The organism is Pantoea sp. BJ2 (assembly GCF_040255075.1).
GTDB classification, from domain to species: Bacteria; Pseudomonadota; Gammaproteobacteria; order Enterobacterales; family Enterobacteriaceae; genus Pantoea; species Pantoea leporis.
Map to the genome: position 1 here is coordinate 4163304 of NZ_CP158292.1, position 24998 is coordinate 4188301.

The 24998-nt window shown below is 53.2% G+C and carries 19 protein-coding genes, 1 tRNA gene and 3 rRNA genes; 5 read left to right on the plus strand and 18 right to left on the minus strand.

The features are described 5' to 3' along the window. The first annotated feature begins 5 nt into the window (after positions 1 to 5). Positions 6 to 1415, plus strand: a complete 1410-nt coding sequence (gene glnG / locus AAF463_RS19360) for a nitrogen regulation protein NR(I) (RefSeq protein WP_008109800.1) — start codon at positions 6 to 8, stop codon at positions 1413 to 1415. A 51-nt stretch (positions 1416 to 1466) separates the two neighbouring features. Here the strand turns inward: glnG and hemN are convergent, their stop codons facing one another. Next, positions 1467 to 2840 (minus strand): oxygen-independent coproporphyrinogen III oxidase, encoded by a 1374-nt coding sequence (hemN, locus tag AAF463_RS19365; protein ID WP_350261305.1) that lies wholly within the window; start codon positions 2838 to 2840, stop codon positions 1467 to 1469. A gap of 236 nt (positions 2841 to 3076) precedes the next feature. Continuing rightward, on the minus strand, positions 3077 to 3598 hold the full coding sequence (gene yihI, locus AAF463_RS19370) for a Der GTPase-activating protein YihI (protein WP_101760720.1): 522 nt from the start codon (positions 3596 to 3598) through the stop codon (positions 3077 to 3079). Between the two features lie 555 nt (positions 3599 to 4153). Between yihI and yihA the strand changes: the two genes are divergently transcribed. Next, the gene (yihA, locus tag AAF463_RS19375; RefSeq protein ID WP_101760721.1) at positions 4154 to 4795 is read left to right on the plus strand and encodes a ribosome biogenesis GTP-binding protein YihA/YsxC; all 642 of its coding nucleotides are present in this window, start codon (positions 4154 to 4156) and stop codon (positions 4793 to 4795) included. A gap of 395 nt (positions 4796 to 5190) precedes the next feature. Here the strand turns inward: yihA and polA are convergent, their stop codons facing one another. The 4 genes from polA to AAF463_RS19395 form a co-directional block, all read right to left on the minus strand. Continuing rightward, positions 5191 to 7983 carry a DNA polymerase I gene (gene polA, locus AAF463_RS19380; RefSeq protein WP_350261306.1) on the minus strand — a complete coding sequence of 931 codons (2793 nt, stop codon included), beginning with the start codon at positions 7981 to 7983 and terminating at the stop codon, positions 5191 to 5193. Positions 7984 to 8350: 367 nt separating this feature from the next. After that, the gene (gene dsbA / locus AAF463_RS19385; protein ID WP_101760723.1) at positions 8351 to 8980 is read right to left on the minus strand and encodes a thiol:disulfide interchange protein DsbA; all 630 of its coding nucleotides are present in this window, start codon (positions 8978 to 8980) and stop codon (positions 8351 to 8353) included. Positions 8981 to 9006: 26 nt separating this feature from the next. Further along, positions 9007 to 9993, minus strand: a complete 987-nt coding sequence (locus AAF463_RS19390) for a serine/threonine protein kinase (protein ID WP_350261307.1) — start codon at positions 9991 to 9993, stop codon at positions 9007 to 9009. Positions 9994 to 10039: 46 nt separating this feature from the next. Then, the gene (locus AAF463_RS19395) at positions 10040 to 10315 is read right to left on the minus strand and encodes a YihD family protein (RefSeq protein WP_101760725.1); all 276 of its coding nucleotides are present in this window, start codon (positions 10313 to 10315) and stop codon (positions 10040 to 10042) included. 72 nt (positions 10316 to 10387) lie between these two features. Between AAF463_RS19395 and mobA the strand changes: the two genes are divergently transcribed. Then, complete coding sequence (gene mobA / locus AAF463_RS19400) at positions 10388 to 10963, plus strand: molybdenum cofactor guanylyltransferase MobA (protein ID WP_350261308.1); 576 nt, start codon at positions 10388 to 10390, stop codon at positions 10961 to 10963. Beyond that, positions 10960 to 11463: a molybdopterin-guanine dinucleotide biosynthesis protein MobB gene (mobB, locus tag AAF463_RS19405; protein WP_101760727.1), complete on the plus strand. Its 504-nt coding sequence runs from the start codon at positions 10960 to 10962 to the stop codon at positions 11461 to 11463. Before mobA ends, mobB begins: the two co-directional genes overlap by 4 nt. A gap of 76 nt (positions 11464 to 11539) precedes the next feature. Here the strand turns inward: mobB and rrf are convergent. The 5 genes from rrf to AAF463_RS19430 all read right to left on the minus strand — a co-directional run bounded on the left by rrf (position 11540) and on the right by AAF463_RS19430 (position 17195). Continuing rightward, positions 11540 to 11655 (minus strand): 5S ribosomal RNA (gene rrf / locus AAF463_RS19410). 102 nt (positions 11656 to 11757) lie between these two features. Continuing rightward, positions 11758 to 14662, minus strand: a 23S ribosomal RNA gene (locus AAF463_RS19415). Positions 14663 to 14877: 215 nt separating this feature from the next. After that, positions 14878 to 14952, minus strand: a tRNA-Glu gene (locus AAF463_RS19420). Positions 14953 to 15040: 88 nt separating this feature from the next. After that, positions 15041 to 16580, minus strand: a 16S ribosomal RNA gene (locus AAF463_RS19425). The 16S, 23S and 5S rRNA genes sit together here with 1 tRNA gene alongside, the layout of an rRNA operon. 402 nt (positions 16581 to 16982) lie before the next feature. Next, complete coding sequence (locus AAF463_RS19430) at positions 16983 to 17195, minus strand: hypothetical protein (RefSeq protein WP_167391204.1); 213 nt, start codon at positions 17193 to 17195, stop codon at positions 16983 to 16985. On the opposite strand from AAF463_RS19430, the gene mdtD reads away from it, so the two are divergent. Then, positions 17134 to 18537 (plus strand): multidrug transporter subunit MdtD, encoded by a 1404-nt coding sequence (mdtD, locus tag AAF463_RS19435; protein ID WP_101763927.1) that lies wholly within the window; start codon positions 17134 to 17136, stop codon positions 18535 to 18537. The genes AAF463_RS19430 and mdtD overlap by 62 nt on opposite strands. Here mdtD and rbsR read toward each other — a convergent pair. The 7 genes from rbsR to AAF463_RS19470 form a co-directional block, all read right to left on the minus strand. Further along, positions 18534 to 19517, minus strand: a complete 984-nt coding sequence (gene rbsR / locus AAF463_RS19440) for a ribose operon transcriptional repressor RbsR (protein ID WP_350262017.1) — start codon at positions 19515 to 19517, stop codon at positions 18534 to 18536. The genes mdtD and rbsR overlap by 4 nt on opposite strands. A 13-nt stretch (positions 19518 to 19530) precedes the next feature. Beyond that, entirely contained in the window at positions 19531 to 20460 is a 930-nt protein-coding gene (rbsK, locus tag AAF463_RS19445; RefSeq protein ID WP_101763925.1) for a ribokinase, read from the minus strand. Between the two features lie 64 nt (positions 20461 to 20524). Next, complete coding sequence (rbsB, locus tag AAF463_RS19450) at positions 20525 to 21400, minus strand: ribose ABC transporter substrate-binding protein RbsB (RefSeq protein WP_137386809.1); 876 nt, start codon at positions 21398 to 21400, stop codon at positions 20525 to 20527. A gap of 26 nt (positions 21401 to 21426) precedes the next feature. Then, a complete protein-coding gene (rbsC, locus tag AAF463_RS19455; protein ID WP_008106756.1) occupies positions 21427 to 22398 on the minus strand; it encodes a ribose ABC transporter permease in 972 nt (323 codons plus the stop codon). Beyond that, positions 22395 to 23903 carry a ribose ABC transporter ATP-binding protein RbsA gene (gene rbsA / locus AAF463_RS19460; RefSeq protein ID WP_101763923.1) on the minus strand — a complete coding sequence of 503 codons (1509 nt, stop codon included), beginning with the start codon at positions 23901 to 23903 and terminating at the stop codon, positions 22395 to 22397. The genes rbsC and rbsA overlap by 4 nt, the downstream gene beginning before the upstream one ends. A 7-nt stretch (positions 23904 to 23910) precedes the next feature. After that, complete coding sequence (rbsD, locus tag AAF463_RS19465) at positions 23911 to 24330, minus strand: D-ribose pyranase (RefSeq protein ID WP_101763922.1); 420 nt, start codon at positions 24328 to 24330, stop codon at positions 23911 to 23913. A 172-nt stretch (positions 24331 to 24502) separates the two neighbouring features. Further along, entirely contained in the window at positions 24503 to 24898 is a 396-nt protein-coding gene (locus AAF463_RS19470) for a YgiW/YdeI family stress tolerance OB fold protein (protein WP_176973313.1), read from the minus strand. Positions 24899 to 24998 lie beyond the last annotated feature (100 nt).

Consider the following 24998-nt stretch of genomic DNA (forward strand, 5'->3'; position numbering starts at 1 on the left):
TTTCTATGCAACGAGGGATAGTCTGGATCGTCGATGACGATAGCTCCATCCGCTGGGTGCTTGAAAGGGCACTCACTGGAGCCGGTTTGAGCTGTGCAACCTTTGACAGCGCTAACGAGGTATTGGACGCGCTCGCAAGCAAAACCCCAGACGTATTATTGTCAGACATTCGTATGCCTGGCATGGATGGACTTGCGCTGCTGAAACAGATTAAGCAGCGCCATCCGATGCTTCCGGTGATCATTATGACCGCGCACTCCGATCTGGATGCGGCCGTCAGCGCTTATCAGCAAGGTGCGTTTGATTACCTGCCAAAGCCGTTTGATATTGATGAAGCGGTCGCACTGGTTGAACGTGCGATTAGCCATTATCAGGAGCAGCAGCAGCCGCGTAATCAGCCCGTCAGCGGCCCAACCACCGACATTATCGGCGAAGCGCCGGCAATGCAGGATGTGTTCCGCATCATTGGTCGTCTTTCACGCTCCTCAATTAGCGTGCTGATCAATGGTGAATCCGGTACCGGTAAAGAGTTGGTGGCACATGCGCTGCATCGCCACAGTCCACGCGCGAAATCTCCTTTTATCGCGCTGAACATGGCGGCGATTCCCAAAGATTTGATTGAATCAGAGCTATTTGGTCACGAGAAAGGCGCGTTCACCGGTGCCAACCAGATTCGTCAGGGACGTTTTGAGCAGGCCGATGGCGGCACGCTGTTCCTTGATGAAATTGGTGATATGCCGCTTGATGTGCAAACCCGCTTATTACGCGTATTGGCCGATGGCCAGTTTTATCGCGTTGGCGGCTATGCGCCGGTGAAAGTGGATGTGCGTATCATCGCGGCAACTCACCAGAATCTTGAGCTGCGCGTGCAGGAAGGCAAATTCCGTGAAGACTTGTTCCATCGTCTTAACGTGATCCGCGTTCATCTGCCGCCGCTGCGTGAACGACGTGAAGATATTCCGCGCCTGGCGCGTTACTTCCTGCAGGTTGCTGCGCGTGAGTTAGGGGTGGAAGCAAAGATTCTGCATCCGGAAACCGAAACCGCGCTGACGCGTCTGCATTGGTCCGGTAACGTGCGCCAGCTGGAAAATACCTGTCGCTGGTTGACGGTGATGGCAGCTGGCCAGGAAGTGTTGATTCAGGATCTGCCGCCTGAACTGTTTGAATCCAGCACGCCAGACAATCCGGTGCAATCGTTGCCGGACAGCTGGGCTACGCTGCTGGCGCAGTGGGCAGATCGCGCCCTGCGTTCCGGTCATCAAAACCTGTTGTCGGAAGCACAGCCGGAGATGGAGCGCACGCTGCTCACCACCGCGCTGCGTCATACACAAGGGCACAAACAGGAAGCGGCGCGCTTGCTCGGCTGGGGACGAAATACCCTGACGCGTAAGTTGAAAGAGCTGGGAATGGAATAACGCGCACGTTTTGCGTTTTGAAACCGGGGAGCGAATAGGCTCCCCGTTTTTTTATATCACTCGCGAGAATTGCTGCATGCGCACCTTTTGGCGCATATACACATCGAAGCACATACAGATGTTACGAATCAGCAACCGACCGACGCCGGTAACGTGCAGGCTGCGACCGTGCTGCTCCACCAATCCATCCGCCACCAGCGGCGCTAACAGCGCTAAATCCTCGGCAAAATAGTGTTCAAACTCAACCGGGTATTGCGCCTCTACCGCGGCAAAATCCAGTGCGAAATTACAGATTAAGGCTTTAATCACATCGCGGCGCAAACAATCATCGTTACTCAACGTAAGCCCGCGCCACAGCGCATTGCCGCGCTGCTCGACATCTGCGTAATAGGCTTTCAACTCTTTGTGATTTTGCGCATAGCTGTCGCCCAGCATGCTGATGGCCGACACGCCCAAACCGAGCAAATCGGTTTCGCCCTGTGTGGTGTAACCCTGAAAATTACGATGCAGTTCGCCAGCGCGTTGTGCCACCGCCAGCTCATCATCCGGACGTGCGAAGTGATCCATACCGATAAACTGATAGCCTTCGCCGGTTAAGGTGGCGATGGTTTCCTGCAGGATCTGCAGTTTCTGTGCTGCACCTGGCAGCTCCTCATCTTTAATTTTACGCTGCGCAGCGAACAGTGAAGGCATGTGCGCATAATTGAAGACGCTGAGGCGATCGGGATTGAGTGCAGTAACGCGCTGTAAGGTAAAGGCGAAGCTTTCCGGCGTTTGCAGCGGTAAGCCATAAATCAGATCAAGGCTAACCGAACGGAAGCCTTGCTCACGCGCACGCTGCACCAGAGCGAAGATGGTTTCTTCATCCTGCACGCGATTCACGCGCTCCTGCACCGCTTTATTAAAGTCCTGCACGCCCATGCTAAGGCGATTAAAACCTTCCGCGCGCAGATGATCGATCATCTCCAGTTCGATTTCACGTGGATCAACCTCGATCGACATTTCGACGTCATCGGCAATCGTAAAATGCTCGCGTAGCAGCGCCACCAGCCGGCTCACCTGCTGCTGGTTGAGGAATGTCGGCGTGCCACCACCCCAGTGCAATTGAGTGACGCAGCGGCCCGCAAATAAGGGCGCACGTTGACGAATTTCCAGCTCCAGCACATCAAGGTAGCGATCGGCTTTATGCAGCTGGCGCGTCACGATTTTATTGCAGCCACAAAAATAACAAAGCCGATGGCAAAACGGGATGTGCACATACAGCGATAACGGACGATCGGGATAGCGCTGCACGGCTTGCTGAAAATCTGCCTCACCAAATTTCTCACTGAATTCGAGCGCGGTGGGATAAGAGGTATAACGTGGGCCAGCGTAGTTGTATTTTTCGATGAGGCGCTGATCCCAATCAATCTGCTGCGATGACATGCTCACTCCTTACGGTGACGTCGTCTGAGAGAGGGTCGCGTAGCAGAAGAGTGGACGAAGCGATGGGCTGAACGCCGACGTAAACGCGACTTAAGACGCGACAGGCGGCGTAGTTTAAACAATAACCAGAGCAGATAACATGTCAGCAGCAGCGCGAAAATTGATCCAGGCCAAAACATAGGTGAATACCTGTTTAGCGCGGCATGCGCGAAAACGCATGCCGATCAAAATTTGCCTTAATTACCTTTTAGCAGGCGCATCATATCTTCTTCAGCCTGCTCATCTTCCGCTTCGTCATCCAGCGCGATGCCCAGCGTTTCCATCAGCTCATCGATGCGGTCTAAGGTTTGATCCAACCAGGCCTGATCTTCGCCACTCAAGGTTTCACCGTTTTCCAGGCGATCCAGCAGCGTATCCAGACGTTCGTCATTTTCCAGCTTCGCCAGCTCTTCTTGCGGCGTCAGGCGAACTTTTTCTGCTTTTGGCTTTGGTTTCGCTTCAGGCTTTTTTGCCGGCTGGGTTTTACCATCAGCAACTAATGCGATCGGCTTTTTGCTGCCCAGGCGTGGATCCTGAGCTTTTTTACCCTGACCTTTGCCAGCGGCTTGCGTTTCAGGATTGGCGCGGCTGCCAGATTTATGGCCGCTATGTTTTTTATCGCGTTTGCGATCGCGCGCTTCCTGATTAAGGTCTTCACGCGATTTGCGTTTGGCTTTCGCAGCAGGTTTGCCACGCGGGGCTGATGCAGGTTGCTTCATGGTGTCCGGTCTCGGCGGTGCTTTGTGAGTTCAGTATAGAATTGCGGCGAAATCTAGCAGAAAGTAAGCAAAGAAAAAAGGCGATAGCCTATGCTATCGCCTTTTATCGCACCTTCATATGAAGGAAACACTGAATAAATCCTTTACGGCTCACAACGTCCCGGTTGCTCCATCGCCACATCGCTCCTGCGATTAATCCCTGTCCTTGTTCGATTCCTGCCTGAATCGCTTCCCGCCATGCTCTTGGTCATCCCCGACACTCCTGAGCTCATCATCCTGATGGGTGCTGCCGTGCACTGACAACAAATGTAGACTAATAGGTAAAATGAACAAGTGAGACTTGTCTCTATTTTAGAGTGGCATTTCCTAAAGTCATTTCAAATCATTGAAATATAACATCTAAATTGATTGTTAATATTCCATGAAGCGGTAATCGCTGGCAGTAAAAATCATAGATCTCTTACAAAATGGCGCATTTGGACGCTATCGGGCACTTTTGCGCCATTACAGGTATAATCAGCCCAATTGCCCGATTCATTTTGCTGGAGTTTCACTTTGTCTGCTTTGAACTATCACATGACCCATTTCATGCTCAGCGCCCCCGATATTCGCCACTTACCGGCGGATGTGGGTATTGAAGTTGCTTTTGCCGGGCGCTCGAATGCAGGTAAATCCAGCGCGCTGAACACCATCACTAACCAAAAAGGTCTGGCCCGTACCAGTAAAACGCCAGGTCGTACTCAGCTGATTAACCTGTTTGAAGTGGTTGAAGGTAAATGTCTGGTCGATTTACCCGGTTATGGCTATGCCCAGGTTCCGGAAGAGATGAAGCGCAAATGGCAGCGCTCGCTGGCGGAATATTTGCAAAAACGTCAGGCGCTGAAGGGTCTGGTGGTATTGATGGATATTCGCCATCCGCTGAAAGACCTCGATCAGAACATGATTGAATGGGCCGTGCAGAGCCAGATTCCCGTGCTGGTCTTACTGACCAAAGCCGACAAACTGGCATCCGGCGCACGCAAAGCACAGCTGACGATGGTGCGCGAAGCGTCGCTGGCCTTTAACGGTGATGTGCAGGTGGAAATGTTCTCGTCGCTGAAGAAGATGGGCGTTGATATTGTGCGTAAGAAACTGGACAGCTGGTTTAGCGAACTAGAGCCAGCGCAAGAAGGCGACGGCGAAGAAACAGCAGAGTGATTTTGTTGCGGCTTTTGAGAAAAAGCCCAATAAAAAACGCCCCAGTCATAAATGACTGGGGCGGCTAAATATTCAGCCAAATCCGATTACGTGAAGTAAAAGGTCTGAAAGATAGAACATCTTACCTCTGTACCCTACGCGACAAACTCTACCTGATTTTCAGCGCCCTACAAAGGGTTTTTTGTTGTTAAGTTTCAGGATTCGACATCTTTTTTACTAAGCTCATCACACTTTCACGCGTTCGATGTAGTTTAATTACTAAAAAAATGCTTAGCCGATAGGCAGTTACAAAACGCGCATTTAATAGACCGCTTTGTGAGGTTGCTGAACCGATTAAGTAAACTTTTTTCTTATGATGATGCCAGCGGCACGCAAATACCGCTGAATCAGCATGATCAGTGTGCCTCATCCCAGTTATCGCCGGTGCCTACTTCCACCTGCAGCGGCACATCCAGCTTCATGCTGTTCTCCATCAGATCACGGATGGTCTTAATGGCGCTATCCACTGCATCGCTGCGGATCTCAAACACCAGTTCATCGTGTACCTGCATAATCATGCGCACGGCATCGTCTTTTTGCTCCAACAGCCAGCCATCCACCGCAATCATCGCGCGTTTGATGATGTCTGCTGCCGTGCCTTGCATTGGGGCATTAATCGCCGCTCGCTCCGCCGCTTTACGACGAATCGCATTGCTGGAGGTGATATCAGGCAGCCACAAACGACGACCATCGAGCGTTTCTACATAGCCTTTCTCTGCTGCCTTCGCGCGCGTCTCTTCCATATAACGCAGCACGCCCGGATAGCGTTCAAAGTAGAGATCCATGTATTTCTTCGCCTCACCCGCACCGATATTGAGCTGGCGGGAAAGACCAAACGCGCTCATTCCGTAGATCAGACCAAAGTTGATCGCCTTGGCACTGCGACGCTGCTCACCTGAAACTTTGCTTAACGCCACACCAAACACTTCTGATGCGGTGGCACGGTGGATATCTTCGCCCTGGGCAAACGCATCCAGCAGGCCTTTGTCTTGCGACAGATGCGCCATGATACGCAGTTCAATCTGTGAGTAGTCCGCGGCGACAATACGATTGCCCGATCCGGCGACAAACGCCTGGCGGATTCGGCGCCCTTCTTCGTTGCGCACCGGGATATTCTGCAGGTTAGGATCGGTAGACGAGAGTCGTCCCGTCGCCGTTACCGCCTGATGATAGGATGTATGTACGCGGCCGGTAAGCGGATTGATCATCAGTGGCAGCTTATCGGTGTAAGTCGATTTCAACTTTGATAAACCACGATGTTCCAGAATTACTTTCGGCAGTGGATAATCGAGAGCCAGTTCAGCCAGCACTTCTTCGCTGGTCGACGGCGCGCCGCCCGGCGTTTTCTTGGTCGGTTTAATACCCTGCTTTTCAAACAAAATGGTTTGCAGCTGTTTAGGTGAAGAGAGGTTAAACGGTTCGCCTGCCAGCTCGTGCGCCTTCAGCTCCAGCTCGGCCACACGCGTGGTCAGCTCCTGCGAGTGTTTCGCCAGGATATTCTGGTCAATCAGCACGCCGTTGCGCTCAATCCGCGATATCACCTTCAACAACGGCATTTCGATCTCTTCAAATACCTGTTTCGGCCCCGCTTCCGGCTCCAGTTTCTCCCACATTTTCAGATGCAATTGCAGCGTGACATCGGCATCTTCCGCCGCGTAGTGGCCCGCTTGTTCGATAGCAATCTGATTAAATGTGAGCTGATTTTTGCCTTTACCCGCGATCTCTTCGAAAGTCACCGTTTTATGGTTTAGCCAGCGCGCGGCCAGACTGTCCATATCGTGTTTTCCGCCCACGCTATTCAGGCAATAAGATTCCAGCATGGTGTCAAATTTGATGCCGTTCAGTTCAATGTCGTAATTCTTCAGCACGCCGCGATCGTATTTGAGATTCTGACCAACCTTCGCCGCGTTACCATCCTCCAGCAGCGGTTTTAGCTGCTTCAGCACTTCGCTGCGATCCAGCTGATCTGGCGCATCCAGATAATCATGGGCAACCGGCAGATAAGCTGCTTCGCCCGGCGCGACGGCAAAACCAATGCCGACAATATTGGCGCTTAAGGTATCCAGCGAGTCGGTCTCAAGATCGAAAGCGAAGAGCTCGGCGCTTTTCAGCTTTTTGAGCCATGCGGCAAATGTCGCTTCATCGAGGATAGTGACGTAGCCATCCGCAGAGAGCACGCTGGTCGCTTGGGCAGCGGGCGCAGCAGGTTCGCTGAGCTGCGGTTTCTTAGCCTGCGCGTTGCTCTTCTTACCTTGTTGCAGCCATGAACCATCCTGCAAATCGGTGATCCAGCGCTTAAATTCATAACGGCTAAACAAGGTTTGCAGCGCTTCGACATTAGGTTCATTGACGACAAGCTGATCGCAGGTCAGATCCAACTCAACGTCGGTTTTGATGGTTGCCAGCTGATAAGACAGGAACGCGACGTCGCGATTTTGCTCCAGCTTCGCCGCCATGGTTTTCGCACCGCGGAACGAGAGATCGCCCACTTTATCGAGATTGTCATAGATTGACTGCATACCGCCCAAGCCTTGCAGCAACGCCTGCGCGGTTTTCTCACCGACTCCCGGCACGCCTGGAATGTTATCGGAGCTGTCGCCCATCATGGCGAGGAAATCGATAATCAGTGCTGGCGGCACGCCATATTTCTGCTCGACCTCTTCCGGACCGAGCACGGTATTCGTCATGGTGTTGATCAAGGTGATCGCAGGCGTCACTAACTGCGCCATATCTTTATCGCCGGTGCTGATCAACACCGGACGGCCGAGTTTTTCCGCCTCTAGCGCCAGCGTACCGATAACGTCATCCGCCTCAACGCCAGATACCGCCAACAGCGGCAGGCCCATCGCCTTCACCATTTCATGCAGCGGCTCAATCTGCGCACGCAGATCGTCTGGCATCGGCGGACGGTGCGATTTGTAGTGTTCAAAAAGCTCATCGCGGAAGGTTTTGCCTTTCGCATCGAAGACCACAGCCACATGGCTTGGCTGATACTGCATCAACAGGCTTTTCAACATGTTGAGCACACCATACATGGCGCCAGTTGGCTCGCCTGCACTGTTCGTTAGCGGCGGAAAGGCATGATATGCACGGTACAGATAAGATGAGCCGTCGACCAGAATCAGGGGATTTTCTGCAATTTGCGCCATAGGTTCGTATTTTCTTCGTTGCGATAATGAGGGCTATAAGGATGCCACAACCAGAGGAGAATGTTGAATGCACTCGGGGAAGTCAGGATCTTTTTCGTCGTTACGCGGCACGGATCGCAAGGATCAAACTGTGGATAAGTTTGTGCGTAAAAATCATAACGTATTGTTATTTACGTTAATTGCAATTACTTTAATGTTAAAAATTCATTTATATCAGCAAGTTAAATGCTTATTGTGATCTTGCTCGCCCTAATGAAAAGACGATCGTCCATGTGGATATTAAGCGAAGGGTTAATAAATACATCGCACAAATAAGAGAATGAAGGCTATAAAAAACGCCGGCAGCACCGGCGTTCTAAAAACTAAATTACTTCTTTTCTACCAGGAACTTCACTACATTGGCGTAATCAGCAACGAAGTTGTCCATTGAGCTGGTATCCAGGCCGCCGTTGTTAACCATATATTTGCCGTTAACGAAGATCGCTGGCACACCTTGCAGATTGACGTCTGCTGCTGCTTTCTGCTGCTGCGCAACCAGCGCTTTTACTGCGAAGCTATTCCACGCTGCATCGTAATCTTCTGAAGAGATACCCGCCGCTTTAATAAAAGTCTCTTTCAGGCTTGCTGCATCGGTAACGGTTTGGGTTTTCTGAATACCGTCGAAAATCGGTGCAGTAACTTTGCTTTCTACGCCTAGCGCCATGGCAACAGCCCATGCCTGAGTGACAACCGGACCGAATTGACCACCAAGAAAATCAACGTGGTATTTGGTCACTTTCGTGTCCGCCGGCAGGTTCTTTTTCACTGCCTCGCTCACGTGATAAACGCGTTCGAACTGGTAGCAATGTGGGCAGAAGAAGGAGAAGAACTCCAGAACCTGCGGCTCACCCGCCACTGGCTTTGGCAAAGTAACGAACTGCTTACCATCGTTGAACTGTGCCGCCGAGGCGCCAAATGCCAGCATTAAACCTACCAGCGCAAACATGATCTTTTTCATCGTGAAACAATCTCCTGAGTAATTCATTAATATTGCGGGCTAAGCTGCAACGGCGGTTCGTGTAACAGCCTTTCCTGCTCGATAAATAATGCAATCTGCCGGCGCCAAAAATCCTCATCTGTCATCCAGGGGAAGGCGCGCGGAAAAGCGGGATCCTGCCAGCGGCGTACTACCCAGGCCAAATAATAAACCATGCGCATAGCGCGTAAAGGTTCAATCAGTGACAATTCATGTAAATCAAAATCACCGAATTCATTATAGGCTTCCAGCAAAATGTCCCATTGAATCAACTGTTCCTGACGATCGCCATTGACCAGCATCCATAAATCCTGCACTGCTGGCCCGTTACGGGCATCATCAAGATCGACAAACATCGGGCCTTCACGCCACAGAATATTGCCGGGATGGCAATCGCCGTGCAACCTTAACGGCTGCCAATGGCTATGCCAGCGCTGCTGCAGCGTCGCGCTGAGCTTATCAACGGCAGCAAGCAGTAAGTCTTTGACTGAAGCCGGTACTAACGCGCTTTGTTCCAGCTCCCGACGCGGTTGAAAAATATACTCTTCAAGGCCGAAAGTGGGTCGCTGCTGAAACAGGCTTTGCCTGGCGGTTTGATGGATGCGCCCCAGAAAGCGGCCAACCCATTCCATCTGATCCTCGTTATCGGTTTCATACTGCCGTCCGCCTAAACTGGGGAAGACCGCGTACATGAAGCCAGCATGATGATTCAACGTGCTGCCCTGCAGAACGAGCGGCGCGGCAACCGGCACTTCATCCTCTAATAAATCCTGAGTGAACTGATGCTCTTCGAGGATCTGTTGTGCGCTCCAGCGCTGCGGACGATAAAACTTAGCCACATAACGGCGTTTATCATCGTCGCTGAACTGATAGACGCGGTTTTCATAGCTATTGAGGGCGGTTAAGCCTGATTCGACACGCAGACCCGCATCCCAAAGTGCATCAAGGATGACATCGGGATTCAACGTCTGGAAATTAAAGGCGGCTTCACTCATCTTTTTGCCTGTGTGTTACCTTTGCGATTAATGCGCAAGGATAACATTACTCATCATCCTTAATCACACCGCGTGCACGTAATAGCGCGGTTTTGAAGTCCACTTCATAATCCTTTTTCAGGCCGGGAATGGCACTCTGGCTATCTGTGTCACGCATTTTGAGATGGTAAATCAATACATCATCGGTTAATTCACTTAATGGGCCACTGAAACCAGATTCCTGCGCCAGTTTTTGCAAAAATGCCAGCAAGTTGAGATCGGCATCCTTCTGCCATGCGGGTTGCAGAAGCTCGAGCAGTTCATTGAGTCGGTGATATTTCATCATTGATTCCTTTATGCAGATGGTACGCTGCCGCTCAGTAAGTATCGTCCAGAATGAAGCAAGGAGACGGAGATGACAGCATTTACCGGCGTGATCCTCGCGGGTGGCCAAGGCAGTCGTATGGGAGGCCAGGATAAAGGGTTATTGATGTTACAGGGTGAACACCTTTATCAGCACGTTTTGCGGCGATTCCGGCCGCAGGTCAATATTGTGTTGATAAGCGCTAACCGTAACATTGATCGCTATCAGGCAAGCGGTTGTCAGGTTGTTATCGATACATTGCCCGATTATCCCGGACCGCTGGCTGGCATGCTCAGTGGTTTACGCAGCAGTAAAAACGAATGGGTCGCTTTCTGCGCTTGTGATACGCCATGGATCCCCAATGACTTTGTCGCGCGTCTGTGGCAACAGCGTAATGATGCGCCCGCTGTGTGGGCGAAATCCTCCCAGCGTGATCATCCAGCCTTAGCGCTGGTCAATTGCGCATTGGCTGATGATCTTGAAACCTGGCTACTGCGCGGCGAGCGACGTTTAATGCAGTTCTTACATGAGCATGGCGGGCATGCTATTGCGTTTTCAGACCCAGAATCTGCGTTCCGCAATATCAATACGCCAGACGATCTCATGAATGAGGAAAAGTATTTATGAGTGTGCGCTTACTGGCGATTTCCGCATGGAGCGGGACAGGAAAAACCACTTTGCTTGAGCAAGTCATTCCACTTCTCAAAACTCAGGGGATTCGATCAGGCTTAATTAAGCACACACATCATCAGATGGATATCGATACGCCGGGGAAAGACAGTTATTTGCTGCGTAAAGCTGGGGCGGATCAGGTGATCGTCGCCAGTAATCAGCGCTGGGCATTGATGGTTGAATCACCTAATAAGCCTTTAAGCCTAATGCAATTAGCATCACAGATGGATATCTCAACGTTGGATCTGGTGCTGGTCGAGGGCTTCAAAGATGAGCCGGTCCCCAAAATTGCACTTTGGCGGCGTGGCGTTAAAGGTGAGATTAAGGATTTGCTGGATCAGTATGTGATTGCCGTCGCTACTGATGAGGATATGGAACTGAATTTGCCCATATTGGATATTAATCAGCCAATGCAGGTTGCCGATTTTATTGTTCAGTGGCTTAAAAAGCGTTGAAATAGCCAGTTTTTAGCTAACATTCAGACGTAAAAAAGCCCCGGACTTTCGTCCGGGGCTTCTTCACTTATTTGATGCCTGGCAGTTCCCTACTCTCGCATGGGGAGGCCCCACACTACCATCGGCGCTACGGCGTTTCACTTCTGAGTTCGGCATGGGGTCAGGTGGGACCACCGCGCTAAAGCCGCCAGGCAAATTCTGTTTTGTCCGCAGCCCCCTCTCAGGCGCCGCAGACCAGTCCGTAAACAAGCTGAAAATATCCGGTCTCTCAGACCAAAACGCCTCTGGCGTTGTAAGGTTAAGCCTCACGGGTCATTAGTACCGGTTAGCTCAACGCATCGCTGCGCTTACACACCCGGCCTATCAACGTCGTAGTCTTCAACGTCCCTTCAGGACTCTCAAGGAGTCAGGGAGAACTCATCTCGGGGCAAGTTTCGTGCTTAGATGCTTTCAGCACTTATCTTTTCCGCACTTAGCTACCGGGCAGTGCCATTGGCATGACAACCCGAACACCAGTGGTGCGTTCACTCCGGTCCTCTCGTACTAGGAGCAACCCCCCTCAATTCTCCAGCGCCCACGGCAGATAGGGACCGAACTGTCTCACGACGTTCTAAACCCAGCTCGCGTACCACTTTAAACGGCGAACAGCCGTACCCTTGGGACCTACTTCAGCCCCAGGATGTGATGAGCCGACATCGAGGTGCCAAACACCGCCGTCGATATGAACTCTTGGGCGGTATCAGCCTGTTATCCCCGGAGTACCTTTTATCCGTTGAGCGATGGCCCTTCCATTCAGAACCACCGGATCACTATGACCTGCTTTCGCACCTGCTCGAGCCGTCACTCTCGCAGTCAAGCTGGCTTATGCCATTGCACTAACCTCCTGATGTCCGACCAGGATTAGCCAACCTTCGTGCTCCTCCGTTACTCTTTGGGAGGAGACCGCCCCAGTCAAACTACCCACCAGACACTGTCCGCAGCCCGGATTACGGGCCTACGTTAGAACATCAAACATTAAAGGGTGGTATTTCAAGGTTGGCTCCACGCAGACTGGCGTCCACGCTTCAAAGCCTCCCACCTATCCTACACATCAAGGCTCAATGTTCAGTGTCAAGCTATAGTAAAGGTTCACGGGGTCTTTCCGTCTTGCCGCGGGTACACTGCATCTTCACAGCGATTTCAATTTCACTGAGTCTCGGGTGGAGACAGCCTGGCCATCATTACGCCATTCGTGCAGGTCGGAACTTACCCGACAAGGAATTTCGCTACCTTAGGACCGTTATAGTTACGGCCGCCGTTTACCGGGGCTTCGATCAAGAGCTTCTCCTTGCGGATAACCCCATCAATTAACCTTCCGGCACCGGGCAGGCGTCACACCGTATACGTCCACTTTCGTGTTTGCACAGTGCTGTGTTTTTAATAAACAGTTGCAGCCAGCTGGTATCTTCGACTGCCTTCAGCTCCATCCGCGAGGGACTTCACCTACCGACAGCGTGCCTTCTCCCGAAGTTACGGCACCATTTTGCCTAGTTCCTTCACCCGAGTTCTCTCAAGCGCCTTGGTATTCTCTACCTGACCACCTGTGTCGGTTTGGGGTACGATTTCGTGTTACCTGGAGCTTAGAGGCTTTTCCTGGAAGCAGGGCATCAGTTACTTCACCACCGTGGTGGCTCGTCGTCACGCCTCAGCCTTAAGATACCCCGGATTTACCAAAGGTATCAGCCTACACGCTTAAACCGGGACAACCGTCGCCCGGATAACCTAGCCTTCTCCGTCCCCCCTTCGCAGTAACACCAAGTGCAGGAATATTAACCTGCTTCCCATCGACTACGCTTTTCAGCCTCGCCTTAGGGGTCGACTCACCCTGCTCCGATTAACGTTGAACAGGAACCCTTGGTCTTCCGGCGAGCGGGCTTTTCACCCGCTTTATCGTTACTTATGTCAGCATTCGCACTTCTGATACCTCCAGCATGCCTCACAGCACACCTTCAACGGCTTACAGAACGCTCCCCTACCCAACAACACATAGTGTCGCTGCCGCAGCTTCGGTGCATGGTTTAGCCCCGTTACATCTTCCGCGCAGGCCGACTCGACCAGTGAGCTATTACGCTTTCTTTAAATGATGGCTGCTTCTAAGCCAACATCCTGGCTGTCTGTGCCTTCCCACATCGTTTCCCACTTAACCATGACTTTGGGACCTTAGCTGGCGGTCTGGGTTGTTTCCCTCTTCACGACGGACGTTAGCACCCGCCGTGTGTCTCCCGTGATAACATTCTCCGGTATTCGCAGTTTGCATCGGGTTGGTAAGCCGGGATGGCCCCCTAGCCGAAACAGTGCTCTACCCCCGGAGATGAGTTCACGAGGCGCTACCTAAATAGCTTTCGGGGAGAACCAGCTATCTCCCGGTTTGATTGGCCTTTCACCCCCAGCCACAAGTCATCCGCTAATTTTTCAACATTAGTCGGTTCGGTCCTCCAGTTAGTGTTACCCAACCTTCAACCTGCCCATGGCTAGATCACCGGGTTTCGGGTCTATACCCTGCAACTTAACGCCCAGTTAAGACTCGGTTTCCCTGCGGCTCCCCTATACGGTTAACCTTGCTACAGAATATAAGTCGCTGACCCATTATACAAAAGGTACGCAGTCACCCCATTAAAGAGGCTCCCACTGCTTGTACGTACACGGTTTCAGGTTCTGTTTCACTCCCCTCGCCGGGGTTCTTTTCGCCTTTCCCTCACGGTACTGGTTCACTATCGGTCAGTCAGGAGTATTTAGCCTTGGAGGATGGTCCCCCCATATTCAGACAGGATACCACGTGTCCCGCCCTACTCTTCGAACTCACAATCTGTGCACTTTCGTGTACGGGACTATCACCCGGTATCGTGCGACTTTCCAGACGCTTCCACTAACGCACAAACTGATTCAGGTTCTGGGCTGTTCCCCGTTCGCTCGCCGCTACTGGGGGAATCTCGGTTGATTTCTTTTCCTCCGGGTACTTAGATGTTTCAGTTCCCCGGGTTCGCCTCGCAACACTATGTATTCATGTTGCGATGATGCACTGGGTGCACCGGGTTTCCCCATTCGGACATCGTCGGCTGTAGCGGTTCATATCACCTTACCGACGCTTTACGCAGATTAGCACGTCCTTCATCGCCTCTGACTGCCAGGGCATCCACCGTGTACGCTTAGTCGCTTAACCTCACAACCCACAGGCGTTTTGCAACGCGCGCAGACTGCAAGCATTTGAGAGACTCGAACGCGCTGTTATTCATTTCTTATTACGGAGAAATGAACCAACGCGTCGTTTCAATTTTCAGCTTGTTCCGGATTGTTAAAGAGCAGTATCTCAGACGCAGCTCGTAAGCTTCGTTTGAGATACGTCGTGGAGACACCTTTCACCTGTCACCAAGCAAGTGGCGTCCCCTAGGGGATTCGAACCCCTGTTGCCGCCGTGAAAGGGCGGAGTCCTAACCGCTAGACGAAGGGGACACGATAGTGTCACGACTTCGCAGCCGTCTTGCTCATTACTTTCTATCAGACAATCTGTGTGAGCACTTCGCGGGAAGGTATCTTCAGGTAAGGAGGTGATCCAACCGCAGGTTCCCCTACGGTTACCTTGTTACGACTTCACCCCAGTCATGAATCACAAAGTGGTAAGCGCCCTCCCGAAGGTTAAGCTACCTACTTCTTTTGCAACCCACTCCCATGGTGTGACGGGCGGTGTGTACAAGGCCCGGGAACGTATTCACCGTAGCATTCTGATCTACGATTACTAGCGATTCCGACTTCACGGAGTCGAGTTGCAGACTCCGATCCGGACTACGACGCACTTTATGAGGTCCGCTTGCTCTCGCGAGGTCGCTTCTCTTTGTATGCGCCATTGTAGCACGTGTGTAGCCCTACTCGTAAGGGCCATGATGACTTGACGTCATCCCCACCTTCCTCCAGTTTATCACTGGCAGTCTCCTTTGAGTTCCCGGCCGAACCGCTGGCAACAAAGGATAAGGGTTGCGCTCGTTGCGGGACTTAACCCAACATTTCACAACACGAGCTGACGACAGCCATGCAGCACCTGTCTCAGAGTTCCCGAAGGCACCAAAGCATCTCTGCTAAGTTCTCTGGATGTCAAGAGTAGGTAAGGTTCTTCGCGTTGCATCGAATTAAACCACATGCTCCACCGCTTGTGCGGGCCCCCGTCAATTCATTTGAGTTTTAACCTTGCGGCCGTACTCCCCAGGCGGTCGACTTAACGCGTTAGCTCCGGAAGCCACTCCTCAAGGGAACAACCTCCAAGTCGACATCGTTTACGGCGTGGACTACCAGGGTATCTAATCCTGTTTGCTCCCCACGCTTTCGCACCTGAGCGTCAGTCTTTGTCCAGGGGGCCGCCTTCGCCACCGGTATTCCTCCAGATCTCTACGCATTTCACCGCTACACCTGGAATTCTACCCCCCTCTACAAGACTCCAGCCTGCCAGTTTCGAATGCAGTTCCCAGGTTAAGCCCGGGGATTTCACATCCGACTTGACAGACCGCCTGCGTGCGCTTTACGCCCAGTAATTCCGATTAACGCTTGCACCCTCCGTATTACCGCGGCTGCTGGCACGGAGTTAGCCGGTGCTTCTTCTGCGGGTAACGTCAATCGGTGAAGCTATTAACTTCACCGCCTTCCTCCCCGCTGAAAGTACTTTACAACCCGAAGGCCTTCTTCATACACGCGGCATGGCTGCATCAGGCTTGCGCCCATTGTGCAATATTCCCCACTGCTGCCTCCCGTAGGAGTCTGGACCGTGTCTCAGTTCCAGTGTGGCTGGTCATCCTCTCAGACCAGCTAGGGATCGTCGCCTAGGTGAGCCATTACCCCACCTACTAGCTAATCCCATCTGGGCACATCCGATGGTGTGAGGCCCGAAGGTCCCCCACTTTGGTCTTGCGACGTTATGCGGTATTAGCTACCGTTTCCAGTAGTTATCCCCCTCCATCGGGCAGTTTCCCAGACGTTACTCACCCGTCCGCCACTCGTCACCCGAGAGCAAGCTCTCTGTGCTACCGTTCGACTTGCATGTGTTAGGCCTGCCGCCAGCGTTCAATCTGAGCCATGATCAAACTCTTCAATTTAAGTTTGATTTGCTGAAACGAGTTCAGCGGTGCTCATCTGTAAAACGTCATAATGAATTTCATTATGTGTTCACTCGTGAGGCTTTGATATTTTTTGCGTCCGGAGACGCGGATATCAATCCTGCGAGTGCCCACACAGATTGTCTGATAAATTGTTAAAGAGCGTTGCGAACAGCGGCTGAACCGTCTGTCGCGAGGTGGCGTATACTACGCTACTCTCCTTCGGAGTCAAACACTTTTTTCAGCGCCTTCATCCGGCGGGATGAATTTCTTCACTCCCTGCCGAGCCGTCTGCGTTGCCGCTTTGCCGTCTCAGTGGTGGCGCATTATAGGGAGTTATTCGGAGCTGACAAGGGTTAATTGCAAAAAAATGACTGAGCGCCTCTTTTTTAAACGAACGCGTTAAAAACGGACATTTCCCGGCGAAGAATCAGTCAAAATCGCCGCTTCATCGGCATAAATCAGCGCCATCACCTTAAACACCAATGCTATTCTCTTTAACCAAACGTAATTTCTTTGTCGCAGGCTGACAATTATTCGAGAAGGACTTTCAATGATTCGCTCCGCGCGCAGCATGGCCGGCTTGCCCTGGATCGCCGCCATGGCGTTTTTCATGCAAGCACTTGATGCCACCATCCTGAATACTGCGCTCCCTGCTATCGCCACCAGCCTTGAACGTTCCCCTCTTGCCATGCAATCCGCCATCATCAGTTACACGCTAACGGTAGCGATGCTGATTCCGGTGAGTGGCTGGTTAGCCGATCGCTACGGCACACGCAAAATCTTCATTCTTGCGGTATCGCTATTTACGCTGGGTTCGCTGGCCTGCGCCTTATCCGGCTCGCTGAGCATGTTGGTGGTCTCGCGCGTGGTGCAGGGGATTGGCGGGGCGATGATGATGCCCGTCGCGCGCCTGGCGCTGTTACGCGCTTATCCACGCAGTGAACTGCTGCCGGTGCTGAACTTCGTTACCATGCCGGGTTTAGTGGGTCCGATTCTGGGCCCAATGCTGGGCGGATTGTTAGTGACCTACGCCAGCTGGCACTGGATATTCCTCCTCAACATTCCCATCGGTATCGCCGGCATCTTCTACGCACGCAAATATATGCCGGACTTCACTACCCCAAAACGCCGCTTCGACTTTTCAGGCTTCCTGCTGTTTGGTTTGGGTCTGGTGCTGATCTCGGTCGGTATCGAGTTGTTTGGCGAGCGCGTGGTGTTGCCGTGGCAAGCGTTGTTGGTGCTGTTTGGCGGCATTGCATTACTTCTTCTCTATATAGTGCACGCGCGTCGCCATCCGGCACCGCTGATTAATCTGCCAATGTTTAAAACCCGCACCTTCTCGGTCGGCATCATTGGCAACATAGCTTCGCGCCTGGGTACCGGCTGCATTCCGTTCCTGATGCCGCTGATGTTGCAGGTGGGCTTTGGTTATCCCGCACTGATTGCCGGTTGCATGATGGGTCCAACGGCGATTGGCGCGCTGCTGGCGAAATCCACGGTGACGCAAGTGCTACGCCGCTTTGGTTATCGCCATACGCTGGTAGGTATCACCATTATTATTGGCATATTGATCGCCACCTTCTCACTGCAATCGCCGGGTGGCAGCGTGGTGATGTTGCTGGCGGCACTGTTGATTCTGGGGATGGCGATGTCAACGCAGTTCACCGCGATGAACACCATCACGCTGGCAGATTTAAATGATGAGAACGCCAGCGGCGGGAACAGTGTGCTAGCGGTAACGCAGCAGCTGTCGATCAGCTTTGGCGTGGCGGTGAGTGCCGCAGTGCTGCGTTTCTATCAGGATGTCGAGGCCACAACCGTCGCGCAATTCCACGCCACCTTCCTGACGATGGGCGTTGTCACGGTGTTGTCTGCCTTTACCTTTATGATGTTACGTCCGAGCGATGGGCGTAATCTGATCGCCAACCGCGAGAAAAAGAAGAAAGCGACTTAGACCGAACCGCGCTCCACCAGCTCCGGCGTCAGCACCAGCGTTTGCTGACTGGCGTCGGGATCGCTCATACGATGAATCAAGGTATCAATCGCCAGTTCACCTAACTCATCTTTCGGCTGATGGATGGTACTAAGCGGCGGAGTCAGGTAACGCGCCAGCTCAATGTTGTCATAGCCCATCACCGCAATATCCTGCGGCACGCGCAATCCGGCCTGGAACAAGGCGTGATAGACGCCAACCGCCATCGCATCGTTGCTGGTAAATATCGCTTCTGGCAGCGTATCCAGCGTCAGCAGTTGATTCATGGCATTGAAGCCGCCCTGAAACTCGAAATCGCCATCAACCACATAACCCGGCAGAACCGATAATCCGCTGTTGGCCATCGCTTTATGGAAACCTTCAAGACGCAAACGCGCGGGGGTTTTATCCTGCGGCCCGGCAATACAGGCAATGCGCGTGTAGCCACGATCAATCAGATGCTGGGTTGCCAGTTCGCCGCCGAGCAGCGCGTTGTCCTGAATAATGTCGCCGCGTCCTTCAAATGGCGCCCAGTCCATCATCACCATCGGTACCGAGGGATAACGATTGAGGATCTCCGCCGACGGCAGATGGGTTTCGGTGCACATCATCAGTAAACCATCGACGCGCTTTTGCATCAGCGTTTCGAGGCTGCGATTCATACGCTCTTCATCGCCTTCGGTATTACACAGAATCAGGCTGTAGCCGCGTTCGTAGCAGCTGTTTTCTACGCCGCGCACCACTTCGGAATAGAACGGGTTACTGCTGGCGGTCAGCAGCATGCCGATGGTGCGGGTTTGTTTGATCTTCAGGCTACGTGCCAGCGCGGACGGCGCATAGTTCAGCTCACGAATTGCCTGTTCCACCTTTTCACGCACCTGCTCGCTGACAAAGCGATTGTTATTGATGACGTGTGAAACGGTGGAGGTAGAGACGCCCGCCAGGCGGGCGACATCTTTCATGGTAGCCAAGCGCTTAGCCCTGTTGTTGCAGGAAGGCGTCAATCTCAGTGCGCCACGGCACTGAGGGCTGCGCGCCCGGACGCGTCACCGCAATCGCAGCGGCGGCATGGGCGAAACGTACAGCATCATGCATCGCCACACCTTCCAGACGTGCGGTAATAAATGCCCCGTTGAAGGTATCGCCCGCTGCGATAGTATCGATGGCCTGCACGCTGAAGCCCGGAATGCGCACGCCGTTGCCTTGCTCACTCAGCCACACACCGCGACGGCCTAGCGTGATCAACACGGTAGCAATACCTTTCGCATGCAATGCCGCAGCAGCACGCGCGGCATCTTCATCGCTCTTTACCGCAATGCCGGTGAGAATTTCAGCTTCGGTTTCATTTGGCGTGATGATGTCGATAAGCGCGAGCAGCTCATCAGAGAGCGCCGTGGCCGGTGCGGGATTCAGGATCACTTGCGTCTGCTGCGCGCGAGCAATCTTCGCGGCGGCCAGAACGCTTTCCAGCGGAGATTCCAGCTGCATCAGCAACGCATCAGCATCGGCAATCACCTGCTGATGCTGCGCAACGCGAGCCGGCGTCAGCGCGGCATTGGCACCGGAATAGATGCCGATATTATTTTCGCCTTCGCCATTCACGAAGATCATCGCTACACCGGTCGATTCATCTGCGACAGTTTCAACCGGTGCGGTATCAATGCGGTCTTGCTGCAACTGCTGACGAATACGCTCGCCAATATCATCAGCGCCTACACAGGCAATAAAAGCAATGTCTGCACCGGCACGGCCCGCAGCCACAGCCTGATTGGCCCCTTTGCCGCCAAAAGCAATGTGATACTGTTTCCCGATCACCGTTTCGCCCGGACGTGGAAAATGGGCGAGGTTAAGGATGTGATCGGCATTGATGCTGCCGAGAACGGCCAGTTTTGCGCTTGTGGTCATTGGGATTCATCCAGAAAGATGCGCCACCAGGACGGTGGCGCGTTGCCCTGCTTTTCTTTACTTATTATTTGGTCACCAGCTTCAGGTCAACCGGATTAACCGCCTGCACCTTCTCGCCTTTCAATACTTTATCGGCAGTCTGCACGCCAATCATACCAATCTTGTCTGGCATCTGCGCCACAGTCGCGGTCAGTTTACCCGATTCTACGGCTTTCACACCGTCAGCGGTGCCGTCAAAACCCACCACCAGCACGTCGGTTTTACCCGCGGTTTGCAGCGCACGCAGCGCGCCCAGCGCCATTTCATCGTTCTGAGCGAAGACGGCCTGCACATCCGGATGTCCCTGCAGCAGGTTCTGCATGACGTTCAGACCTTTAGTACGGTCGAAGTCAGCAGGCTGGCTCGCCAGGATGTTGAATTTGTGGGCATCGGCTGCCTGTTTGAAGCCTTCGCCGCGCTCACGCGCCGCAGAGGTACCGGCAATGCCTTGCAGTTCAATAATTTTCGCGCCATCGCCCAGTTTTTTGGCGATGAAGTCACCGGCCATTTTGCCGCCGAAGCGGTTGTCAGAAGCTACGTGGCTCACCACGGTGCCTTGTGCTGCTACGCGGTCCAGCGTGATCACCGGAATATTTGCCTGGTTCGCCATCTTCACGGCGTTACCCACCGCATCAGAATCAGTTGGGTTGATCAGCAGCAGCTTGGTGCCGCGCACCGTCAGATCCTGCACGTTCGCCAGCTCTTTCGCCGGGTTGTTCTGCGAATCCAGCACTACAAGGTTATAACCCAGTTGGTCAGCTTCTTTCTGTGCGCCATCTTTCAGTGACACAAAGAACGGATTATTCAGCGTAGATACCACCAGAGCAATGGTGTCCTTTGCCATCGCGCCAGCACTGAGGGTGGCGCCAAGAATGACGGCCAATGCAGTTAACTTTTTCATTTTTAAATCCTGTGTGAAGGTCAGAGTTATTTACTGCTTTTGTTATCCACCAGCACCGCTAGCAGAATGACGACGGCTTTAACAATCATTTGGTAGTAAGACGATACGCCCATCAGATTCAGGCCGTTATTCAGGAAACCGAGGATCAACGCACCAATCAGCGTGCCCATGATGCGACCTTTACCGCCCGCCAGGCTGGTACCGCCCAGCACCACCGCAGCAATCGCATCCAGTTCATAACCGGTGCCCGCTGTAGGTTGTGCGGAAGAGAGACGCGCCACTTCGATGGTGCCCGCCAATGCCGCCAGCAGGCCGCACAGCGAATAGACGATGATTTTAACGCGATTAACGTTGATGCCCGACAAACGCGTGGCCGCTTCGTTGCCACCCAGCGCATAGATGTAACGACCAAGGCGCGTGTGATGCAGCATGTACCACGCCAGCCCGAACACCGCGACCATCAGCCACACCGGCGTTGGAATGCCCAACGGGCGACCGATACCGAACCAGCCGAACAGATCGGCGTTATCGTTAAAACCGGTATTGATTGGGCTGCCGTTGGTGTAAACCATGGTGACGCCGCGCAGCAGCAACATCATCACCAGCGTGGCGATGAAAGCCTGCACCTTGCCGCGCGCTACAATCACGCCGGTAATACCGCCAATCGCCGCCCCCAGCGCCAGCGAAGCCGCAACGGCCACCAGCGCATTCACCTCTAATCCGACAATCGATGCCGCCACCGCGCCGGTCAGCGCCAGCAGCGATCCCACCGACAGATCAATGCCCGAGGTCAGAATCACCAGCGTCATGCCGACCGCCATGATGGCGTTGACCGACGTCTGCTGCAGAATGTTGAACATGTTGGCCAGCGTGAAGAAGTTCGGGCTCTGGCTGGCAACCACGGCGATCAGCACGATCAATGCAATCAGTGATTTCTGCTCCAGCAGCCAGGCTTTGCTAAACCAACGACGGCTGGCGGGTAAGGTTTGGGTGCTCATACAACTAACTCCTCGCTGTGTTGCTTACCGACTGCCGCCGCCATCAGGGATTCCTGGGTAGCTTGCTCACGGGAAAATTCGCCACTCAGATGGCCTTCATGCATCACCACGATGCGATCGCTCATGCCCAGCACTTCCGGCATTTCCGACGACACCAAAATGATGCTCAGCCCTTCGGCTTTAAACTGGTTAATTAACTGATAAATTTCTTTTTTTGCCCCGACATCGACGCCGCGTGTCGGCTCATCAAGAATCAGCACATCGGGGCGCGTCATCAGGCCACGCGCAATCGCCACTTTTTGCTGATTACCGCCAGACAGCAGACCAATCGGCTGCTCCATTGATGGGGTTTTAACGTTGAACAGGCGGATAAAATCGCCCACCGCCAGCTGCTCGTCGCTGTGGCGCAGGTTGCCCGCGCCAGTGCTGAAATAGCGCAGCGCGGTCAACGACATGTTCTCTTTCACCGACATGCCGAGCACCAGACCATCGCGCTTGCGATCTTCCGAGATATACACAATGCCGCTGGCGAGGCCATCCTGCGGAGAGCGGGTCACGATCTCGCGGCCGTTCAGCGTCACTTTGCCTTTGCTGCGCGGCAGCGCGCCGTACAGCACTTTCATCAGTTCAGTACGTCCTGCGCCCATCAGACCCGACACGCCAAGGATTTCCCCTTTGCGCAGCGTAAAGCTGACGTTATCAACGCCCGGACCGCTGAGATTTTCGACTTTTAAGCGGATCTCGCCCGGCTGTTGATCGATACGCGGATATTGATCTTCCAGCTTGCGGCCGACCATCATCTCGATCAGGCTCTCTTCGCTGAGATCGCACACCGCGCGTTCGGCAATAAACTGCCCATCGCGGAACACAGTGACGTCATCGCAAATCTCGAAGATCTCTTTCATGCGGTGCGAGATATAGACGATGCCGCAGCCCTGCGCTTTCAGTTCATTGATGACGCGGAACAGCGACAGCGTTTCGGTATCTGTCAGCGCATCAGTCGGTTCATCCATAATGATGACTTTCGACTCGAAGCTGAGCACTTTGGCGATCTCGACCATCTGCTGATCGCCAATCGACAAATCGCCCACCAGCTTGTGGCTGTCGAAACGCAGATTGAGGCGCTTTAATAGCGCATCCGCTTCGGCATACATCTTTTTCCATTCGATGCGACCAAAGCGGTTAACACATTCGCGGCCAAGGAAGATATTCTCGGCAACAGTCAGCTGGGGAATCAGGTTCAGTTCCTGATGGATAATGCCAATGCCTGCTTCCTGCGACGCCTTTGGACCGGAGAACGCCACATCCTTACCCAGCCACTGCAGGGAACCGGCATCCATGCTGTAAATGCCGGTCAGCACTTTCATCATGGTGGATTTGCCCGCGCCGTTTTCACCCACCAGCGCCATCACGCGTCCCGGATAAACGGCCAGCGATGCGCCATTCAACGCCTTCACGCCAGGAAACGACTTTTCAATTCCTTTGAGTTGCAATAACGGTTGCATAGCGGCCTCAGAAGGTCACGCCGGCGCTCAGGATGACATTCGCATACGGAGAACACTCTCCGCTGCGAATGACCGCCTGACTACGCTGCGTATGTTGTTTGAATTGTTCATGGCTGGTGTAACGGATGGTGATGACATTCCCCTGGTGCTGTTGCAAGGCTTCGAGCACGGCGAGCAGTGCGCTGTGGAGCTGCGGATTGTGCTGCTTAATCTCCTCCGCCATCAGGGCGCTTTCGACCTGCATCTCCTGCGTGACAACGTCAACTACCTGTAGAAATTCGGGCGTACCCGGCGTTAACGCCAGATCGATGCGCTGTGGACCGGCCGGAATCGGCAAGCCTGCATCTGCAATCGTCAGCGTATCGGTGTGCCCCAGGCGAGCAATCACATGTGAGACTTCAGCGTTTAACAAGCGACCTTTTTTCATTTATTCCACTCCACAGCGAAACGTTTCGCTGATCGGGAGTGTATAAAATGCGCACGGCAACTCAATGACAGCATCACGGAAATGTGATCGCCATCGAAACGTTTCGCTTGTGCCAGAGAGAATTTGAGTTTGGTGGGATTTTGGAGCCGCTGCTGCGGCCCCGAAGATGGCATTACGGCAGTTTACGTACTTGTTTCACGTCCAGTTCGATGGAGTTGAAATCTTTATCCAGTTCGCCGGTCAGTTCTACCTGATCCTTCGGCGTGATGGTCAAACCGTTCCAGCGTTTATGATCGATTTCAACTTTCATGGTGCCGGTGGCATCACGGAACTGATAATCCTCATCACCGATTTGCTTCTCAAGCGTACCGCGCACGGTAATCCAGCTATCGTCTTTCATCTCTTCGGCCTGTTTCACCGTGACAACGCTGGTGTTATCGGCTTTGAACCCACCGGACTTCACCTGCGCGGATGGCGCATTGGGATCAACAAAGCCACCTTGCTGAGCGGCAAGAACCGGCGTGGCGGCCAGGGCGACAATCGCTAACAGAGCTGCAGACTTTTTCATAATTCACCTCTTTTCCATGAATGTGTCGGTTTACGGGAGCTATTTCACCATAAGGTTCTTAACAGGATCTTAAGAGAATCCGTTTGGCTAACATTCATGA

Excerpts from the sequence above, each read along its gene's own strand:
- polA (WP_350261306.1), bottom strand. The coding sequence starts at position 7,983 with ATGGCGCAAATTGCAGAAAATCCCCTGATTCTGGTCGACGGCTCATCT.
- rbsC (WP_008106756.1), bottom strand. The coding sequence starts at position 22,398 with ATGAGCACCCAAACCTTACCCGCCAGCCGTCGTTGGTTTAGCAAAGCC.
- dsbA (WP_101760723.1), bottom strand. The coding sequence starts at position 8,980 with ATGAAAAAGATCATGTTTGCGCTGGTAGGTTTAATGCTGGCATTTGGC.
- rbsB (WP_137386809.1), bottom strand. The coding sequence starts at position 21,400 with ATGAAAAAGTTAACTGCATTGGCCGTCATTCTTGGCGCCACCCTCAGT.
- AAF463_RS19395 (WP_101760725.1), bottom strand. The coding sequence starts at position 10,315 with ATGAAATATCACCGACTCAATGAACTGCTCGAGCTTCTGCAACCCGCA.
- rbsA (WP_101763923.1), bottom strand. The coding sequence starts at position 23,903 with ATGCAACCGTTATTGCAACTCAAAGGAATTGAAAAGTCGTTTCCTGGC.
- glnG (WP_008109800.1), top strand. The coding sequence starts at position 6 with ATGCAACGAGGGATAGTCTGGATCGTCGATGACGATAGCTCCATCCGC.
- rbsK (WP_101763925.1), bottom strand. The coding sequence starts at position 20,460 with ATGACCACAAGCGCAAAACTGGCCGTTCTCGGCAGCATCAATGCCGAT.
- rbsR (WP_350262017.1), bottom strand. The coding sequence starts at position 19,517 with ATGAAAGATGTCGCCCGCCTGGCGGGCGTCTCTACCTCCACCGTTTCA.
- AAF463_RS19470 (WP_176973313.1), bottom strand. The coding sequence starts at position 24,898 with ATGAAAAAGTCTGCAGCTCTGTTAGCGATTGTCGCCCTGGCCGCCACG.
- rbsD (WP_101763922.1), bottom strand. The coding sequence starts at position 24,330 with ATGAAAAAAGGTCGCTTGTTAAACGCTGAAGTCTCACATGTGATTGCT.
- AAF463_RS19430 (WP_167391204.1), bottom strand. The coding sequence starts at position 17,195 with ATGAAAAACGCCATGGCGGCGATCCAGGGCAAGCCGGCCATGCTGCGC.
- mdtD (WP_101763927.1), top strand. The coding sequence starts at position 17,134 with ATGATTCGCTCCGCGCGCAGCATGGCCGGCTTGCCCTGGATCGCCGCC.
- hemN (WP_350261305.1), bottom strand. The coding sequence starts at position 2,840 with ATGTCATCGCAGCAGATTGATTGGGATCAGCGCCTCATCGAAAAATAC.
- yihI (WP_101760720.1), bottom strand. The coding sequence starts at position 3,598 with ATGAAGCAACCTGCATCAGCCCCGCGTGGCAAACCTGCTGCGAAAGCC.
- mobB (WP_101760727.1), top strand. The coding sequence starts at position 10,960 with ATGAGTGTGCGCTTACTGGCGATTTCCGCATGGAGCGGGACAGGAAAA.
- mobA (WP_350261308.1), top strand. The coding sequence starts at position 10,388 with ATGACAGCATTTACCGGCGTGATCCTCGCGGGTGGCCAAGGCAGTCGT.
- AAF463_RS19390 (WP_350261307.1), bottom strand. The coding sequence starts at position 9,993 with ATGAGTGAAGCCGCCTTTAATTTCCAGACGTTGAATCCCGATGTCATC.